A 16,714-nucleotide genomic window follows, 5' to 3' on the forward strand; every position below is an offset into this window, starting at 1 on the left:
CGCCCGACCGGGCGGTTCAGCCGATGTCGCTGCCCGTGACGAGGGCGGGTCGGTTCGCGGCCACGCGCTCGATCCAGGTCTCGACGTCCGGGGCGTCGAACCAGTCCTCGCACGTGTCCCGGGTGAGGTCGTGGGGTTCGGGCATCCTGACCCGCGCTCCCCGGCGGATCCCGGGGAACGTCACGGTCAGTGTGTCCCAGCCCACCGCGACCATGTCCCGCGGGTATCGGGACACCGCGGTGCCCCGGAAGTACGCGCGGGTGTCGATCGGCGGATGGTCCGCGGCCGCGGTGATCCGCTCGTGGTCCACGAGGGTGCGGATCCGTCCGGCGGCGGCGAGCTTGTGGTAGAGCCCCTTGTCGGGGCGCACGTCCGCGTACTGCAGGTCGATCGCCACGAGCCGGGGATCGTCCCACGCGAGACCGTCGCGTGTGCGGTACGCGGTGAGCAGCGCGTACTTGGCCGCCCAGTCCAACCGGTCGGACAAGCGCGCGGGGTCCTCGGCGAGGTCCGTGAGCACCTCGTCCCAGGTCTGCAGCACGTGGGCGGTGTCCTCGTCCAACCCGTTCGGGGCCAGCTCGGTCTCCAGCGCCAACGCTGCGCGGTAGTACTCGCGCTGCAGCTCCACCGCGGTCAACTCCCGACCGTTCGCGAGCGCCACCGTGGTGCGCAGGGACGGGTCGTGACTGATGGCCTGCAGCGCGGCCACGGGATCCTCGAGCTCGAGGCGCGGCGCCCGGTCGTGTTCCACGAGGTTCAGCACCAGGGACGTGGTCCCGAACTTGAGCAGCGTGGCCACGTGGGAGAGGTTGGCGTCCCCGATGATCACGTGCAGGCGCCGGTAGCGGGTGTCGTCCGCGTGGGGTTCGTCCCGCGTGTTCACGATCGGGCGGTGGATCGTGGTCTCGAGCCCCACGGTGCGTTCGAAGAAGTCGGCGCGCTGACTCAGTTGGAACCCAGGACATGAACCGTCCACCCCGAGGCCCACACGGCCTGCACCGCACATGATCTGCCGGGACGCGAAGAACGGCAGCAGGGCCGCAGTGATCCGCTCGAAGGGCACGGCGCGTTCCACGGTGTAGTTCTCGTGCGCGCCGTAGGACACCGACTTGTTGTCCGTGTTGTTCTTGTAAAGGTTTACCGGCGCGGCATCCGTCCCCGTGGAAACCTTCGCGAGGTACTCCACGGCGCGGGCGGCCACCACGTCCCCCGCGGCGTCCCACGTGAGCGCGTCCAGGGGTGTGGTGACCTCCGGGGACGAGTACTCCGGGTGGGAGTGGTCCACGTAGACCCGCGCGCCGTTGGGGATCACGGTGTTCATGATCACGCGGCGCCAGTCGAGGTCCTCCGTGTACATCGCGGATTCGCTGATCGCCTCCGCGGCGATCTCCTCCGCGGTGAGCACCGGCGCCTCATCGGTGAGCTGGCTCGGGTGGGCGTCCTCGCGGGCCACGGTAAACCCCCGGGCATCCGCGAGCGGGGTCTCGGAACCGTAGTCCCACCCTGTGCCGAGCGGGGCGTCCGGGGAACCGGGCTGCGCGGCGTCGTCGTCCGATGGCGTGGGCCCAGCCGAGCCAACGGACCGTTCCCCGCGTGCCGTCTCCTGTTCCCGAAGCCGTCGGGCGACCCACGCGGCGTACCCCGTGACCACGCGGGTCGAGAGCACCGTGGGGTTCGCACCCGGTTCACCCTGGGCCAGCACACCGAACTCGGTCTCGCTGCCCATGATCCGCCGTACCGTCATGCCGCGCCCCCGTCCGGACGCTGCGTGCCGGAGACCCCGGGGCGGTCCACCGCGATCCGGACGTCCTGGATGGTGTCCGCGCGCCGACCGGTCAATCGGGCCCAGTCCTCCGGGTCCGCAGTGTTGGGCAGGTCCTGTTGTTCGTGGAACTCCTGGTTCACCGCGTCCACGAGGTGCTGCGAGGTGATCCCCCGCCGGCCCGTGGTCAGCAGCGTCTTGATGGCCTGCTTCTTGGCGCGGTCCACCACGTTGCGGATCACCGCTCCGGACGCGTAGTCCGCGAAGTACAGGGTCTCCTGGCCGCCGTCGCGGTACGTGATCGTGAGGAACTCGGTGTCCGGGGTGCGCGCGTACATGCGCCCGATCGCGGCGTCCACGAGCTCCCGGGCGGCCTGCGCGCGGGAGCCGGCGCGAGCGACATCGTCCTCACGCAGGGGCAGGTCCTCGGTGACGTACAGCGAGAAGATCTCCCGCGCGCCCTGCTCGTCCGGGCGGTCGATGCGGATCTTCACGTCCAGGCGACCGGGGCGCAGCACCGCGGGATCGATCATGTCCTCGCGGTTGGTCGCGCCCACCACGATCACGTTGTCGAGCTGTTCCACGCCGTCGATCTCCGTGAGCAACTGCGGCACGATTGTGGTCTCCACGTCCGAGGACAGCCCCGAACCGCGCACGCGGAACAGCGAGTCCATCTCGTCGAAGAACACCACAACGGGGATCCCGCGCGCCGCCTGCTCGCGCGCGTTCGCGAAGATCGAGCGGATCTGGCGCTCGGTCTCCCCCACGTACTTGTCGAGCAGCTCGGGACCCTTGATATTGAGGAAGTAGCCCTCGGGCCGCGCGCGCCCGGCCTTGGCCGCGCTGCGCTCGGCGAGCGAGCGCGCAACAGCCTTGGCGATCAGCGTCTTGCCGTTGCCCGGGGGACCGTAGAGCAGGATGCCCTTGGGCGGGCGCAAACCGTGTTCACGGTAGATGTCCGGGTGGACGTAGGGCAGTTCCACGGCGTCGCGGATCGCCTCGATCTGAGGCCCCAGCCCGCCGATGTCTGTATAGCGGACCTCCGGGACCTCCTCGAGCACGAGCTGTTCCACGTCCGTGCGTTCCACGGGTTCCAGGGCGAAGCCCGTGCGGTGGTCCACGGTCAGCGCGTCCCCGGGCTTGGGGCGCTCACGCCGCAACCGACCCGAGAGCAACAGCACGCGTTCCTCGTCCGAGCGGCCCACGGTGAGGACGCGGTCGTGGTCGATGACCTCCTTGACGGTGGCCACCTCCCCGGTGCGCTCGTAGTCGAGCACCGCGATCACCACGTAGTGCTCGTTGAGCAGCACCCCCAGTCCGGGCTCGCACGCACTCAGCGACACGAGAGGGCTCAGGGCCACGCGCATCTTCCGTCCCGCGGAGAGCACGTCCACCGACGGGCCCGTGACCACGGGACCGTTGCCGGTGGCCTCCCCCAAGGGCTGGCGACCGTGGTTGACCTGCAGCACCACGGCGAACGTCGCGGGCGCCTCGGCCTCCGCCGCGAGGGTCTTCTTGAGCGTCACGATCTCCTGGCGGGACGCGTTGAGCAACCGCACCAGCTTCTCGTTCTGCGATCCCACCGCCGCGAGCTGCTTGTCCAGGTTGCGCTTCTGGTCCCGCAGCATGTTGACCTGGCGCTGGGTGATGTCCGCGGCCGAACGGCCCGCGGTGCCGCCCGATTCAGTCATCGCGCACCTGACCCCCGTCCGCGCGGGCCTGCTCGTCGATCTCCCGCTGGGCGCGCGCGGCGTGCTCGGCCAACGATGCCGCATCGCGACCCGCGCGGCGCAGCTTGCGGTCCGAGACCACGCGCTCGCCCAGGGCCACGGGAGTCCACGCCTGCAGATCCTCTTCCGTGTACTCGCTCTTGGAAGCGCGCCGCTTCGGAGCCAACCTGGGTGCGCCGTCCACGAGTCGGCGGGACTGGATCAGGAACCCGGTGTGCGCGACCATGCGGTGGTCCGGGCGCACCGCGAGCCCCTCCACATGCCACCCGCGCACCATGGTCTCCGAGGCCTCGGGCTCGGTGAAGCGGCCGTCCGCGCGCATGGCCTCCGCCACGCGGGACAACTGCGGCACGGTGGCCACGTAGCAGATCACCACGCCGCCGGGCGCGAGGGTTGTGGCCACGGCGTCGAGGCACTCCCACGGGGCGAGCATGTCCAGGATCACGCGGTCCACGGACCCGGGCTCCTCCCGCGCGCCCAGTTCCTCCGCGAGGTCCCCGAGGCTCAGTTCCCACGCGGGGTGCGGGCCGCCGAACATGGTCTCGATGTTGCCCCGGGCGATCTCCGCGAACTCCTCCCGGCGCTCGAACGAGTGGACGTGGCCTTCGTCCCCCACAGCGCGCAGCAGGGAGATGGTCAGCGCGCCGGAACCGACCCCGGCCTCCACGACCCGGGCGCCCGGGAAGACGTCCGCCATGGTCACGATCTGCCCGGAGTCCTTGGGGTAGACCACCGCGGCTCCGCGGGGCATGGACAGCACGAAGTCCTTGAGCAGTGGCCGCAGCGCCTGGTACTGGATCCCCGAGGTGTTGGACACGACCGTGCCCTCGGGTTGGCCGATCAACAGCTCATGTGCCATCACCCCGCGATGGGTGTGGTGTTCCCCTCCGTCCACCAGGGTGATGGTGGTCATCTTCCCGGTCTCGTCCATGAGTTGGACGCGCTCGCCGGAGCGGAACGGGCCGCGCCGGTTGGCTGCTCCCCGCACGGTGGCGCCGGTGGGGTTCGGGTGGGATTCCTGCTGCTCGCTCATCTGCTCGCTCTCACGCGTGGTCGTCGTCCGGGCCGTCCGGCTCCGTAGGTACGCCCGCACCGCGGGCCGCCCCGGGCCATTCTCCCACCGTAGCCCCGATCGGATCACCACGCCCCGCGGTGATGGCCCCCACCGCGCTCATGAAGCGATCAGGCGCGCAGGGCCAAGCGTGCGAGGTCCTCGTGGTGCACCACGCCCGTGACGTGACCGGCACCGTCCACGACGCACACCCAGGCGCGGCGCCCGGTCTCCAGCACGCGGGCCAGTTCGCCGCCGGGGGTGCCCGGGTCCACGGTGGCGTCCGCGGGGTGCCATTCGGCTACGTCCCCCACGGCGACGACGCCGCGGTGCGCCGGTGCCACCCGTTCGGCGAGCTCGGGGTCCAGCAGGCCCACGGCACCGCGGTCACGGACGACGACGTCCGGGGTCCATCCCCGGTAGTCGTCCCCCGTGGCGGCCATGACGGTGGCGTCCACGAGGGCCAGGGGCGTGGTCGGGGAGAACTCCATCGCGGGACGCGCGACACCCCCGGCCCGCACGGCGTCGAGCACGCCCAGAACGCGTGCCTGGCGCAGCGCCTGCCCCGCGCCCATGAAGATGAACCCGGCCACGAGCAGCGTGATCACGAGCACCACCGGTTGGCGCCATACCTGCGCCCACAGCAACCACGCGACCGTGAGGATCGCGATCCCGCGCCCGCACCACGCGGCCACGGTCGTGCCCTTGGCCTCCGAGCGGGTCAGTGCCCACACGATCGCTTCCACCACGCGCCCGCCGTCGAGCGGCAGTCCGGGCAGCAGGTTGAACAACCCCAGGATCCAGTTGGCCAGGATCAGCAACTGGACGAGCGCCCACCCCGGGCCCGCGAGGCTGTCCGCGGTCACGAAGAGCACACCGGTGCCCAGCGCGGCGAGCACCACGTTGCTCAGTGGTCCGGCCAGGGACACGAGCGCGGTGGGCAGCGGTGTGGTGCGCACGCTGCCGAACGCCGTGTGCCCGCCCATGAGGGTCAGCACGATCCGGGTCACTGGCCACCCGGCCGCGCGACCCACGAGCGCGTGGGCGAGTTCGTGCACCAGCACGCTCAGGGCCAGGCCCACCGCGAAGCCCAGGGCCAGGAGCAGGTTGAGCCAGCCGAGCTCGGGGTACAGCCGCCACAGCACGGGCCCGTACATCACCAGGGTCAACCCCGCGATGAGGAACCACGAACGGTCCAGCAACAGCTCCACGCCCAGCAGCAGACCCAGCCGCACGCCGCGGGGTCGGGGGCCGGCGGGGGCCGGTGCGGCGCGATCGTCGGAGGGCTGGCGGAACCGGGGAAGGAGCATGCTGAACATGGTAGGTGCGCCCGCCGGTACCGCGCTGGGGATCGGCTCGTGGAACACCCGCACGGGCCGTACAGTGGGACGGTGACCACGTTGGACAATAATTCGGAGCAGCCCGGTATCGGACCTTTCGGGGTCGTGCGTGACGGTGCGGACCAGGAGACCGTCACGGTGCTCATCGCCGCGTTCGAGGGCTGGAACGACGCCGGCGACGCCGCCACGGACACCCTCAAGCTCATCCGCGAGCAGCTCAACGCGAAGGACGTGTTCGAGGTCGCCTCGGACGACTACTACGACTACCAGTACTCCCGTCCCGTGATCCGCCGGCCCCTGACCGGGGAGCAGAAACTGCACTGGCCCACCACGCGGTTGTCCAAGGCGTCGGTGCCCGGGACCAACCTGGACGTCGTGCTGTTGCACGGCTGGGAGCCGTCCTACCGGTGGCGCGCGTTCACCGCCGAACTGCTCGAGCAGGCCGCGGCCCTGGACGTGGACTTCGTCATCATGCTCGGCTCGCTGCTCGCGGACGTCCCCCACACCCGCCCGATCCCCGTGACCCTGACCTCGGACACCGAGGAGCTGCGCGAGGAACTGGACATCGATGCCCCCCAGTACGAGGGACCCACCGGGATCGTGGGGGTGCTCTCCCACATGGCCGCGCTCGCGGGCTTCCCCACGCTGAGCATGTGGGCCGCCGTCCCGCACTACGTGGCGCAGTCGCCCTCCCCCAAGGCGCAGCTCGCGCTCGCGCGCCGCCTCGAGGACCTGCTGGGCATGGCCCTGCCGCTCGAACCCGTGGTCGAGGACGCCGAGGCGTGGGAACGCGGCGTGGACGAGCTCGCCTCCGAGGATCCGGAGGTCGCGGACTACGTGCGCCAGCTCGAGGAGGCCAAGGACACCGTGGACCTACCGGAGGCCACCGGGGACGCGATCGCCCGCGAGTTCGAGCGTTACCTGCGCCGCCGCGACGACCGCGGCTGATCGCGAGGGTCCGTCGGAGGCGGGGCGCTCAGAGTTCGATGCCGAGCAACGCCTCGACCGTGGCGCGCGCCAGCGCGGCGTCCTCGGCCGACGCCCCCGCACCACGCGCGGCGGCACCACCCAGGTTGCGTGCGGCCCACGCGTCCACCGCGATCAGTGCCGCGGGAGCGTTGAGGTCCTGACCGAGGGCCGCGCGCACGGCCTCGAGCAGGGAGTCCGCCCCGGCCGTTTCGGGTTTGACGGCGGCCTCACGCCACGTGGCGAGGCGACGCTTCGCCTGCTCGAGCAGGTCGTCCGTCCAGAACCAGTCCGTACGGTAGTGGTTGGCGAGGATCGCCAGACGGATCGCGGCGGGATCCACTCCCTCCCGGCGCAAGGTCGAGACGAGCACCAGGTTGCCCTTGGACTTGGACATCTTCTCGCCGTCCAGCCCCACCATCGCGGTGTGGACGAAGTGCTCGGCCATGGGCTCACCGGACAGCGCGTACGAGTGGCCTGCGCCCATATCGTGGTGCGGGAACGCGAGGTCCGAGCCCCCGCCCTGCACGGTGAACGGCGCGGGCAGGTACTGCAGCGCGATGACGCTGCACTCGATGTGCCATCCGGGGCGGCCCTCACCCAGTGACGCACCGTCCCAGAACGGTTCGCCCTCGCGCTTGACGCGCCACAACAGCGGGTCCAGCGGATCACGCTTGCCCGTGCGTTCGGGGTCGCCGCCGTGATCCGCGAAGAGGGGCAGCATGCGCTCCCGGTCCAGGCGACACGTGGAGCCGATCACCCATGCGTCGGGGTCGTCGGCGCGCAACCGCCCGGCGGCGTCGACGTCGAAGTAGACGTCCCCCGCGGGCTCCGAGCGACCGTCCTGACGGGTGCCCTCCGGGACGCGGTACGCGAGCCCGCGTTCCACGAGGCGTTCGACGGCGGGCACGATCCACTCGACGGCCTCGGTGGCCCCCACGTAGTGATCGGGGGCCAGCACGTTCAGGGCCGCCATGTCGGTGCGGAACAACTCCGTCTGTTCCACGGCGAGCTCGCGCCAGTCCACGCCGGTGTCGTTCGCCCGCTCGAGCAGGGGGTCGTCCACGTCGGTGACGTTCTGAACGTAGTCCACGGGGAAGCCGGCGTCCCGCCACACCCGGTTGAGCAGGTCGAAGTTCACGTACGTCGCGGCGTGGCCCATGTGCGTGGCGTCGTACGGGGTGATCCCGCACACGTACAGTCCCGCCCGGCCCTCACGCGGTTCCAGCCGTTCGAGCTCCCCCGTGCTTGTGTCGTGCACGAGGGGTGCGGGCGAGGTCCCGGGCAGTTGCGGAACCGGACGGCTGGACCAACGCTTCATGTTCACCTTCGCTTGGACGATTCTTGGACTCCCTCGAACGCAACGGGCGCACCGGGGCCGCTATTCCCTGGTGACCGCGAACGCGCACGTCACGGGTCGAGGGCGGTGCTGATCAGGCGCTGATGAGCCCCGTTCCGAGCATCACGAACAGCGCGGCACCCAGCAGGATGCGGTACCACACGAACAGGTTGTAACTGCGTTCCGAGATGTAGTGCATGAACCACCCGATGATCAGGTAACCCACGCCGAACGCGATCAAGGTTGCCACCGCGGTCTGGCCCAGGGAGTAGACCCCGCCGGGTTCAGCGCCGCTGACCGCCTTGTACAGCTGGTACAGGCCGGAGGCGAACACCGCGGGAATGGCCAGCAGGAACGCGTAGCGTGCCGCGGCCGCGCGGGTGTAGCCCATGAGCAGACCCGCGGTGATCGTGCCACCCGAGCGGGAGACACCGGGCACCAGTGCCAGCGCCTGGGCGAAACCGAAGCCCACGGCGTGCTTGACGGTCAGGTCCTCCAGGTGACGTTCCTGCTTGCCCATGTAGTCCGCGATCGCCAGGAACAGACCGAAGACGATCAGCATGGTCGCGGTGATCCACAGCGAGCGGAACTGGGTCTCGATGTAGTCCTGCAGCAACAGACCGAGCACGGCGATGGGCAGTGAACCCAGGATGATGAACCACCCCATGCGGGCGTCCGGGTCCTTGCGGTCCACGCGGCCGCTCAACGACAGCGCCCACTTCGTGATGATGCGCACGATGTCCCGCCAGAAGAAGATGATCACGGCGGTCTCGGTGCCCAGCTGGGTGATCGCGGTGAAGGTGGCCCCGGGGTCCGCCCCGTTGGGCAGGAACTCGCCCACGATCCGCAAATGGGCGGAGGAGGACACCGGCAGGAATTCGGTCAGCCCCTGTACGAGGCCCAGGATTATCGCTTCGATCCAGTTCACGCGACAACTGTACGGCACCCCCTCTGAGGTGCTTCCCGGCCCGTCCTGGGAAGCCGCTGGACACGCACGAAGGCCCCCGCCCGCGGCGGAGGCCTTCGCAGCTCACGTGATCCGATCCCCCGGGTCAGCGCCCGGAACGGCGTCCGTTCGAGGAATCACGGCCCTCGTTCTCGTCGTCGTCATCGTCGTAGTCGTCCTCGTCGATGAGATCCTCGTCCATCATCTCGTTGTCCTCGAGAAGATCGTCGTCGTCATCGTCATCCTCGTCGTCGTAGTCGAGGTCGTCGTCGGAGTCGTCCTCCTCGGCGAAGACGGTGAGCGGGGTGACCTCGTCGTAGGCGTCGTAGAGGGCTTCCTCGTAGGCTTCGAAGGTGTTGGCGATGGCCAGGTAGGCTCCGTCCACCGTGGGATCGTCGTCCGAACGGCGGTTCGCCGCGGCGGCGAGGTGTTCTTCGAGGGCGTTGACGAGCGCTTGCAGCGCGGCGCGGGGATCGGTGCTCATGGTGTAGACGTTAGCCGTTATCGGAGCAGAATGGGAGCAATGAAAGAACAACGTCTGAAGCACAGTTCGGTATCCGGTCACCCCACCATGACCGGGCGCGACGACCGGTACGAGTACCTCTCGCTCACGGTGGCGCCGCGGGAGAAACCCGCCGAGGCACGCAGCCGGGTGCGGGAACACACCGAGTACGGCAAGTGGGAACTCATGCGCTCGGCGGTGCTCTACGGGGGCCAACGCCGCTATGTACTGCGCCGGCGGATCATGCGGGTGGACCGCACGTTCTGAGCCCGGGATCCGCTCAGGAGGAGACGGGTCCCAGCAGGGATTTCGCCGTGGCCGCGTGGACGGATTCCTCGTCCGAGGGGTGGTACATCCCCGCCAGCACGTCCCGGTAGAGCCGCTCGAGCTCGGAACCGCGCCGGTACTGCGCTCCCCCGGACGCCCGCAGCGCCAGGTCCACCACGGCGCGCGCGGCTTCCGTGGCCCGGTGCTTGACCCCGGAGAACAGGATGAACCACCGCGGCCCGTGCGCCGGCTCCCGGTCCGAGCCCAGGGCGTCCACGTCCGCGCACAACTGCCGCAGTTGCAGTTCCACCCCGTCCCGTAGCACACCGGCCCCGGCCACGTGCCGGCGGATGTCCGGGTCGTCCGAGTACGGGGCGTCCTTGGCCAGGGATCGCCTCGTGGTCGTGATCTCCACGGCCACGTCGATCGCGCGGTCGGCGATCCCCGTGTACACCGCCGCGAGCAACAGTTCGAAGCACCCGAAGATCCCCCACACCACGGGGTCCGGGTTGGGTGCGGCAGGGATCCTGGTGAGCACGTCCTCGGTGCGCAGCAGCGCACCGTCCAGCACCGTGGTGCACGACTGCGAGGCCCGCATCCCGAGCGCGTCCCAGTCCTCGCGCACCGTGACCCCTCCCGCCGGGGACCCGTGGTCCTCCCGAGCGAGGAACCCGAAGACGAGGGGTGCGGCGTCGTCGTCCCCGGAGACCCGGGCGTGGACGAGCAGGCGCGTCCATCGCGGGGACAGGGACGTGAAGATCTTGGTGCCGTGCAGGCGCCAGCCCTCGGCCACGGGCTCGGCGCTCGTGGTCGCGTCGAAGAGGACGGAATCGTTGCCCGCCTCGGAGATCCCGAACGCGAAGACCTCCCCGGCCACGGCGTCGAGGAAGATCCGCTGCGCGCGATCGTCCCCGCGCAGGTGGAGGGTGTGGCCGATCCCCACGATCACGTGGTGCATGTTGATCCCCAGCGCGGTGGCCGGTGCGGCCGTGGCGAGGCGGCGCTGCGCCTGCGCGGCCTGCTCGAGCGTGAAGCCCAGCCCGCCGAACTCGCGCGGGACGAGCATCCGCAGTTAGCCGATCTCGCGCAGCGCATCGAAGTCCTCGGCGAAGAACGCATTGTCGCGGTCGGTCGCGGCGGCGCGGTCCCTGATCTCGGCGAGCAGCTCGTCGGATAGCAGTTCGGTCACGGCGGTCATGGGGGCTCCTTCGGTGGTCGGGCCGGTGGAATGGGGCGGAACGCAGGACGGGTCGGCGTCGCGCGGGTCCGGTCGCGGGGGGCATGCACGAGGTCGCTACGACTTGGCAGTACGACGCGGGGCCGACGTCGTTCGGGCCGGCGAGCGCGGGGGGCTCAGTACGTGCGCAGCAAGCCGTCCAGCACACGCGAACCGAACTCGAGCGAGGTCACGGGCACGCGCTCGTCCACGCCGTGGAACATGCCCGTGAAGTCCAGTTCCGGGGGCAGCTGCAGCGGGACGAATCCGTAGCCGGTGATCCCGAGCGTGGCCAGGGACTTGTTGTCGGTGCCCGCGCCGAGCATGTAGGGCAGCACCACGGCGTCGGGGTCCTCGGCCTGCAGCGCGTCCACCATGGCGTCCACCACGTTGCCCGAGAACGGGACCTCCAGCCCGATGTCCTCGAACTCGGCCTCGAAGCGCACCTTGTCACCCGCGAGCTCCTGGAGCTTCTCCATCACCAGATCACGCTGATCCGGCAGGAACCGCACGTCCACGGTGCCCTGCGCGGTCCCGGGGATCACGTTCGTCTTGTACCCGCCGTCGAGCATCGTGGGGTTCGAGGTGTTCTGCAGGGTCGCCCCCACGAACCGGGCCACATCCCCCAGTTCGCGCAACAGCCGCTGCGGGTTCTCCGGATCGAACTCCACGCCGGTCAGCTCGGTGACCTCGTCCAGGAACGCGCGGGTGGTCTTGGTCAGTTCCACGGGCCACGTGTACTGCCCGATGTTCGCCATGGCGCGGGACAGATGCGTCACGGCGTTGTCCTCGTGCAGCCCGGAGCCGTGCCCGGCCTGGCCCTGTGCGATGAGCTTCAACCACAGCAGGCCCTTCTCCGCGGTCTGCAGCAGGTAGGCCCGCTTGCCGCCGATGTTCGCGGAGAACCCGCCCACCTCGCTCAGTGCGTCCGTGACACCGTCGAAGACCTCGGGATGTTCGCTCACCATCCACTTGGAGCCGTAGCGCATCCCGGCTTCCTCGTCCGCGAAGAACCCGAAGACGATGTCCCGCTCGGGCACGGTTCCCGTGCGGCGCATGTGGCGCAGCACCGAGAGCATCATGGCGTCCATGTCCTTCATGTCCACCGCGCCGCGGCCCCAGATCATCCCGTCCCGCACCTCCCCTGCGAACGGGTCTAAGGACCAGTCCTGCGCCGCGGCGGGGACCACGTCCAGGTGGCCGTGCACGAGCAGCGCGTCCGCGCTCGGGTCCTTGCCCTCGATACGGGTGAACACGTTCGCGCGGCCCGGGGCGGACTCGAAGTACTGGGCCTCGAGGCCCACCTCGTGGATCAGCTCGGCCACGTACTCAGCCGCCGCACGCTCGCCCTTGGCCTCGCCACTCGCGTAATTGCTCGTGTCGAAGCGGATCAACTCGCGGCAGATCCGGGCGGTCTCGCCCTCCGGTGTGGAATCGGTCTGGGGGTTCTCGGTCATGGTTCTCGCTCTCCTCACTAACGGCGGACGGTGGCCTCCGGGCTGCGGTCCTCGCGTGGGACGACGACGCCGCTCGCGCCCACCGCGGTGCCGTGGGCCGGGGCTCGGACGGGCCCGCCCCTCCACCGTAGTACGCCCGTGGAAACCGGGGTCTTCTCGGTTACCCTGAGGGGCAAGAACTGCCATGTGCACCGATGACCCATGGGAGGCCATGATGACTGGAACCATCACGCTGATCGCGCGGACCGAGCTGACCCCCCGGGAGCTCACGGCCACGAGCCGTTCCGTGACGGACGAGGACACCGCCGCGCTCGCCCGGTTGCTCCGGGAGGCCTACGGCTCCGGGACCGTGGGCACGCAGGGGGACGCGGAGACCACGGTCCGAGACGCCTTCCGGGGTGAGTTCGGCCCGTTCCTGCAGGAACAGTCGCAGGTGATCGAGGACGAGGACGGCAACCCCGTGGCCGCGGCCATCGTGCTCGAGCGCCGCGATGACCCGCACCTGCCGGACGTGCCGTACCTGTTCGAACTTTTCACGGCGTCCTCGCACCGCCGCCGCGGCTTGGCGGAGCAGCTCGTGCGCCAGGTCATGACGTCCCTGCACGAGAACGGCTATCACGAGGTGTGCGTGCGGATCCCGGAGGACAACTCCGCGGCGCTCGCGCTCTACCTCACGCTCGACTTCAACCGCTGGATCCCGGAGCAGGACGAACTCTGACGGTGCTGCGGCTGTTCGGGACGCAGCTGCCCGGAACCGAGCCGTCCAAGACCGACCCGCCCAGAACCGAACCGTTCTGAACCTGATGCAAGAGACCCGGATCGCCTGAGGCGACCCGGGTCTCCTGCTGCGGATGGATGCACTGCATGTCGTGGAACGAATCGGCGTCCGCCGAGCGCACCGGCGCCCCTCCGTGACGCGCCCGCGCCGTCGTTCGACAGCGAGGGGCGAACCCGTCAGCGTGGCAGCAACCCGTCAGCGCAGCGTGAGCTCGTCGCTGCGCGGCGGGACCTGGGATGCGTCCGTGCGCGTGGCCCAACGCACCGTGATGTCCAGGACCCGCAGGTTCTCGGGATCGTTCGTATCGGTCGCCCCCGGGTGCTGTGCCGCGAGCGTCTGACCGGCCGGAGCGGCGTCGGCCCCTTCGAGGACCCTGGCCTCTCCCTCGAGCTGCACCTCGTGCGTGCCGTCGCGCATCACGACCATGGACACGCGCGGGTCGGACGTGATGTTGGAGAACTTCCGGGACTTGGTGTTGGTCCCGAAGACGATGTGTCCGTCGTCCGTGGCAGCCACGTGGACGTACGCGGATTCGGGATATCCCGTGCCGCTGTTGCTCGCGAGCACGCCGGCTCCGGCGGAGCGGACGAAGTCGATCAGCCAGCGCGTGTCATCGGTCAGGGTGTTGCCCAGTTCAACCATGTCTACCCCCGGTTATCGTCGGTGTGGGTGCGTCGGTGCACCGTCTCCACCATAGGCAGAGGGCCGATGTCTTGCGGTGCGGCGGGCCGCACCGAGGACATTCACCGGGGTTGTGACACGCCTCCGGCTGCGGCTACAGCAGGGTCTGCAGGGGTTCCACGAGGTACTCCCCCTGGGACTTCACCGACCCCACGTCCGTGCTCACGGCATGCATGCGCCACTGCGCGGCGACCTCCAACGCGCCGGCCACCGCGCGGTCCACGAGTTCCGGGGCGTGGTCCTTGTCCGGGGTGATCCATTCGCGCGCGAACGCTTCGGTCATGCCCATGGGCAACCGGTTGTGCAGGGCTCCCAGCGCGGCGAGGTGCGAGTTCTCGTCGTGCGCGTCCGGGGCCTCGCGCGTGAGGATCGAACACGAGAGCAACCACCGGCCCGCGTCGTCCTGCGCGTTCTTGCCCGGCCGGGTCTGCTCGGCACGCGCGAGGTCCGCGGCGTCGTCGGGAACGTGCCACCACTCGTAGATCCCGGCGAACCAGATCGGAGAACCGTCCTCGGGGTGCACGAAGTACGGTTGCTTCTTCCCGCGCCCGGACTCCGGGGCCTTCCACTCGTAGTAGCCGTCCGCGGGGATCGCGCAGCGCCGGGCTTTGACCGCGGCCCGGAAGGACGGTTTCTCGGTCACAGTCTCCGAGCGGGCGTTGAACATCTTGGACCCGATCGACAGCTCCTTGGCCCACGAGGGCACGAGGCCCCAGCGCGCGGCGTGGATCTCCGGGAGCAGTTGCCCGTCCTGCGAGAGCCGTTCGAGCAGGATCGGGACCGTGTGCGTGGGCGCCACGTTCCAGTTCGGATCCACGTCCCCGGCGATCGAGTCGTCCATCCGCGCGTCGAAGGGCAGGGCGAGCTGGCCCGGGGTCCGGGCGATCACGTAACGACCGCACATGGCGTTCTCCTCCTGTGAGGGGTTGTCGGTCCTACCGCGGTCCGCTCACGGGGCCGTACCCCATGTAGGACGAGTACCGGTCGTACACGCTCATGAGCGCGGCCTCGATCTCGGCGACCGTGGTGCCCGGTCGGACGTCCGCGGCGCACCCGGCGGTGGCCGGTTCCCACGACACACCCAGGCACGCGTAGACGTCCTGCAGGACGCTGCGCAACGGCTCGGCTTCCTCGATCACGAGCACCGTAGAGAAGTACCACGCCCCTGCCACGACGCGCTGGGCCGTGCCCGCGAGTTTGACCGGCTGATCGGGGTCCGCCGCGGTCCCCGGCGCGTGCACGCTGTACTCACCCGCGCAGTACTCCCCCGGGATCTCGCCCACCTGGGCGGGGATCTCGAGTTCTTCCAGCGCGGCCACCACCATGTCCCCGAACAGGCGGTAGCGGTCCTGGATACCCGTCTTGGGATCCGGATCCGGTTCCACGTGATCGATGACCAAACAGCCCCCGTGGTACGCGGCCGCACGGCCACCCACGCGGCGCACGAGCGGGGTGAACGCGGCGTCGAGCGCGGCCTGACGGGCCCGGGGGAACCCGGGGTTCAGTTCGTCGCGGCGACCGAAGGCCACCGTGGGCCGCGGTTGGTACACGCGCAGCACGGGTTCGGTGGCGCCACCGCGCGCGGCGTCGAGGATGGACAGGGCGCGGCGGTAGTCCTGTTCGGCACCCAGGGATTCGCGCTGACGTATGAGTTTCATGCTGGCGCCAACTCTAGTGCAGCGGGGCCCGCTCGGACCCCGGACGCGGCGGCACGGGCGGGTCCGTTCCCCACAACTCCTCGCTCACCCGGCCGGACGTGGCACGCGTTAAGTCGACGACGTTTGGAGCATCACGCCGCGGAGGTGGTCAACCGCGCGGCCGGACGGGGCGGGGTGATGAGCGCAGTGGCCATGCGGCTCTCCTCGGCCGCGGTGACCGGACCGTGAGCGGCGGCAGCTACCATCGCGGTCTTGAGCACGTGGTGGTTCGCGAGCAGATCCGTGGAGTTGCCCAAGGAACGCAGCACCCGCCACGACATGGCCACACCGCCGCGTGAGACGTAGCGATTGACGTAGCGCACGGCGGCGTTCCACCGTTTGCGCTGGTCACGGGTGAGTTCCGCGCCCTCTTCCTGTTCCTGCAGCCACGCACGAGCACCCACGAACACGCGGGACACCAGTTCACGTTCGAACGGTTCCACCGTGCCGGCACCGCGCATGAGCTGGTTGAGCGTGCCCAGCTCGGCGACCGAGAGCACTGATTTGACGGACGATTTTGCGCGCATCACGTTCAAGCCCCCTACGAAGATCTCCCGTGGCGAGTGCATGACTGTGCAGTTCTTCACGGTTGTCGATCGTGCCCCCACCAACCCGGCGTTCCCCCCGGAACGCCTGAGGGTTGGCGGGAAACCTCTCCCCTTGCGGCTCCAGCCTAGGAACAGCGGCCACGTGATGACAGCCGCACATTGGGGGACGCACCCGCGCGCCACCCGCTCTTCATTCCATGGCCTTGTTTCCCGCACACTCCTACCCAACCCGCCCCCGGGCCCGCATACACCGTGCGGATCCGGGCCTCGGAACGCTCTCCGGGAGGGCGGGCGCTCAGTGACTCAGAAGTCCCAGTCCTCGTCAGGTCCCCCGGAATCTTGCGATTTTCAGTGGCTAGGTCGTGGGCCGCCCCCTTCATTCGGTCCGGTCGCTCTGTGAGTCGTCGGTTTCGAATTGATGGGTGCACTGCAGA

General features: G+C 69.7%; 15 protein-coding genes and 1 pseudogene. 3 read left to right on the forward strand and 13 right to left on the reverse strand.

All coding sequences use genetic code 11. The features are described from left to right. Window positions 1–16: 16 nt before the first annotated feature. The 4 genes from dop to RF650_RS10200 all read right to left on the reverse strand — a co-directional run bounded on the left by dop (window position 17) and on the right by RF650_RS10200 (window position 5,853). Window positions 17–1,744: a depupylase/deamidase Dop gene (gene dop, locus RF650_RS10185; RefSeq protein ID WP_368814839.1), complete on the reverse strand. Its 1,728-nt coding sequence runs from the start codon at window positions 1,742–1,744 to the stop codon at window positions 17–19. Next, window positions 1,741–3,453 carry a proteasome ATPase gene (arc, locus tag RF650_RS10190; RefSeq protein ID WP_368814840.1) on the reverse strand — a complete coding sequence of 571 codons (1,713 nt, stop codon included), beginning with the start codon at window positions 3,451–3,453 and terminating at the stop codon, window positions 1,741–1,743. The genes dop and arc overlap by 4 nt, the downstream gene beginning before the upstream one ends. Beyond that, on the reverse strand, window positions 3,446–4,525 hold the full coding sequence (locus RF650_RS10195; RefSeq protein WP_368814841.1) for a tRNA (adenine-N1)-methyltransferase: 1,080 nt from the start codon (window positions 4,523–4,525) through the stop codon (window positions 3,446–3,448). Before RF650_RS10195 ends, arc begins: the two co-directional genes overlap by 8 nt. Before the next feature lie 149 nt (window positions 4,526–4,674). Further along, window positions 4,675–5,853 (reverse strand): site-2 protease family protein, encoded by a 1,179-nt coding sequence (locus RF650_RS10200; RefSeq protein WP_368814842.1) that lies wholly within the window; start codon window positions 5,851–5,853, stop codon window positions 4,675–4,677. Window positions 5,854–5,934: 81 nt separating this feature from the next. Here RF650_RS10200 and RF650_RS10205 point away from each other — a divergent pair, with 81 nt between their 5' ends. After that, a complete protein-coding gene (locus RF650_RS10205; RefSeq protein ID WP_064846984.1) occupies window positions 5,935–6,831 on the forward strand; it encodes a PAC2 family protein in 897 nt (298 codons plus the stop codon). A 28-nt stretch (window positions 6,832–6,859) separates the two neighbouring features. Here the strand turns inward: RF650_RS10205 and mshC are convergent, their stop codons facing one another. The 3 genes from mshC to RF650_RS10220 form a co-directional block, all read right to left on the reverse strand. Beyond that, window positions 6,860–8,170, reverse strand: coding sequence for a cysteine--1-D-myo-inosityl 2-amino-2-deoxy-alpha-D-glucopyranoside ligase (gene mshC, locus RF650_RS10210; RefSeq protein WP_131333005.1), 1,311 nt, complete (start codon window positions 8,168–8,170; stop codon window positions 6,860–6,862). A 112-nt stretch (window positions 8,171–8,282) separates the two neighbouring features. Next, entirely contained in the window at window positions 8,283–9,116 is an 834-nt protein-coding gene (locus RF650_RS10215) for an undecaprenyl-diphosphate phosphatase (RefSeq protein ID WP_131333006.1), read from the reverse strand. Between the two features lie 124 nt (window positions 9,117–9,240). Further along, entirely contained in the window at window positions 9,241–9,618 is a 378-nt protein-coding gene (locus tag RF650_RS10220; RefSeq protein WP_131333007.1) for a primosomal protein, read from the reverse strand. 87 nt (window positions 9,619–9,705) lie between these two features. Between RF650_RS10220 and RF650_RS10225 the strand changes: the two genes are divergently transcribed. Beyond that, complete coding sequence (locus RF650_RS10225) at window positions 9,706–9,903, forward strand: DUF5703 family protein (protein WP_094067061.1); 198 nt, start codon at window positions 9,706–9,708, stop codon at window positions 9,901–9,903. Window positions 9,904–9,916: 13 nt separating this feature from the next. Here RF650_RS10225 and RF650_RS10230 read toward each other — a convergent pair. Together RF650_RS10230 and RF650_RS10235 are read right to left on the reverse strand one after the other, a co-directional pair. After that, window positions 9,917–11,101 (reverse strand): annotated as a pseudogene (locus RF650_RS10230) (acyl-CoA dehydrogenase family protein). 155 nt (window positions 11,102–11,256) lie between these two features. Then, window positions 11,257–12,576 (reverse strand): M20/M25/M40 family metallo-hydrolase, encoded by a 1,320-nt coding sequence (locus RF650_RS10235; RefSeq protein WP_368814843.1) that lies wholly within the window; start codon window positions 12,574–12,576, stop codon window positions 11,257–11,259. Between the two features lie 211 nt (window positions 12,577–12,787). Here RF650_RS10235 and RF650_RS10240 point away from each other — a divergent pair, with 211 nt between their 5' ends. Then, entirely contained in the window at window positions 12,788–13,294 is a 507-nt protein-coding gene (locus RF650_RS10240; protein ID WP_368814844.1) for an N-acetyltransferase family protein, read from the forward strand. Window positions 13,295–13,549: 255 nt separating this feature from the next. Here the strand turns inward: RF650_RS10240 and RF650_RS10245 are convergent, their stop codons facing one another. The 4 genes from RF650_RS10245 to RF650_RS10260 all read right to left on the reverse strand — a co-directional run bounded on the left by RF650_RS10245 (window position 13,550) and on the right by RF650_RS10260 (window position 16,259). After that, entirely contained in the window at window positions 13,550–13,996 is a 447-nt protein-coding gene (locus RF650_RS10245; protein ID WP_098055514.1) for a pyridoxamine 5'-phosphate oxidase family protein, read from the reverse strand. A 133-nt stretch (window positions 13,997–14,129) separates the two neighbouring features. Then, complete coding sequence (locus RF650_RS10250) at window positions 14,130–14,939, reverse strand: SOS response-associated peptidase (protein WP_368814845.1); 810 nt, start codon at window positions 14,937–14,939, stop codon at window positions 14,130–14,132. A gap of 31 nt (window positions 14,940–14,970) precedes the next feature. Further along, window positions 14,971–15,693 carry a biotin/lipoate A/B protein ligase family protein gene (locus RF650_RS10255; RefSeq protein ID WP_368814846.1) on the reverse strand — a complete coding sequence of 241 codons (723 nt, stop codon included), beginning with the start codon at window positions 15,691–15,693 and terminating at the stop codon, window positions 14,971–14,973. Window positions 15,694–15,824: 131 nt separating this feature from the next. Further along, entirely contained in the window at window positions 15,825–16,259 is a 435-nt protein-coding gene (locus RF650_RS10260) for a hypothetical protein (protein ID WP_207387829.1), read from the reverse strand. Window positions 16,260–16,714: the final 455 nt, after the last annotated feature.

Origin of the sequence: Kocuria sp. CPCC 205297, assembly GCF_040981035.1 — a bacterium.
In the GTDB taxonomy this organism is placed as follows: domain Bacteria; phylum Actinomycetota; class Actinomycetes; order Actinomycetales; family Micrococcaceae; genus Kocuria; species Kocuria marina.

Bases quoted from the DNA above. Each gene is read 5' to 3' on its own strand.
- dop (WP_368814839.1), bottom strand. From the start codon at position 1,744: ATGACGGTACGGCGGATCATGGGCAGCGAGACCGAGTTCGGTGTGCTG.
- arc (WP_368814840.1), bottom strand. From the start codon at position 3,453: ATGACTGAATCGGGCGGCACCGCGGGCCGTTCGGCCGCGGACATCACC.
- RF650_RS10195 (WP_368814841.1), bottom strand. From the start codon at position 4,525: ATGAGCGAGCAGCAGGAATCCCACCCGAACCCCACCGGCGCCACCGTG.
- RF650_RS10200 (WP_368814842.1), bottom strand. From the start codon at position 5,853: ATGCTCCTTCCCCGGTTCCGCCAGCCCTCCGACGATCGCGCCGCACCG.
- mshC (WP_131333005.1), bottom strand. From the start codon at position 8,170: ATGAAGCGTTGGTCCAGCCGTCCGGTTCCGCAACTGCCCGGGACCTCG.
- RF650_RS10220 (WP_131333007.1), bottom strand. From the start codon at position 9,618: ATGAGCACCGATCCCCGCGCCGCGCTGCAAGCGCTCGTCAACGCCCTC.
- RF650_RS10225 (WP_094067061.1), top strand. From the start codon at position 9,706: ATGACCGGGCGCGACGACCGGTACGAGTACCTCTCGCTCACGGTGGCG.
- RF650_RS10235 (WP_368814843.1), bottom strand. From the start codon at position 12,576: ATGACCGAGAACCCCCAGACCGATTCCACACCGGAGGGCGAGACCGCC.
- RF650_RS10240 (WP_368814844.1), top strand. From the start codon at position 12,788: ATGATGACTGGAACCATCACGCTGATCGCGCGGACCGAGCTGACCCCC.
- RF650_RS10245 (WP_098055514.1), bottom strand. From the start codon at position 13,996: ATGGTTGAACTGGGCAACACCCTGACCGATGACACGCGCTGGCTGATC.
- RF650_RS10250 (WP_368814845.1), bottom strand. From the start codon at position 14,939: ATGTGCGGTCGTTACGTGATCGCCCGGACCCCGGGCCAGCTCGCCCTG.
- RF650_RS10255 (WP_368814846.1), bottom strand. From the start codon at position 15,693: ATGAAACTCATACGTCAGCGCGAATCCCTGGGTGCCGAACAGGACTAC.
- RF650_RS10260 (WP_207387829.1), bottom strand. From the start codon at position 16,259: ATGCGCGCAAAATCGTCCGTCAAATCAGTGCTCTCGGTCGCCGAGCTG.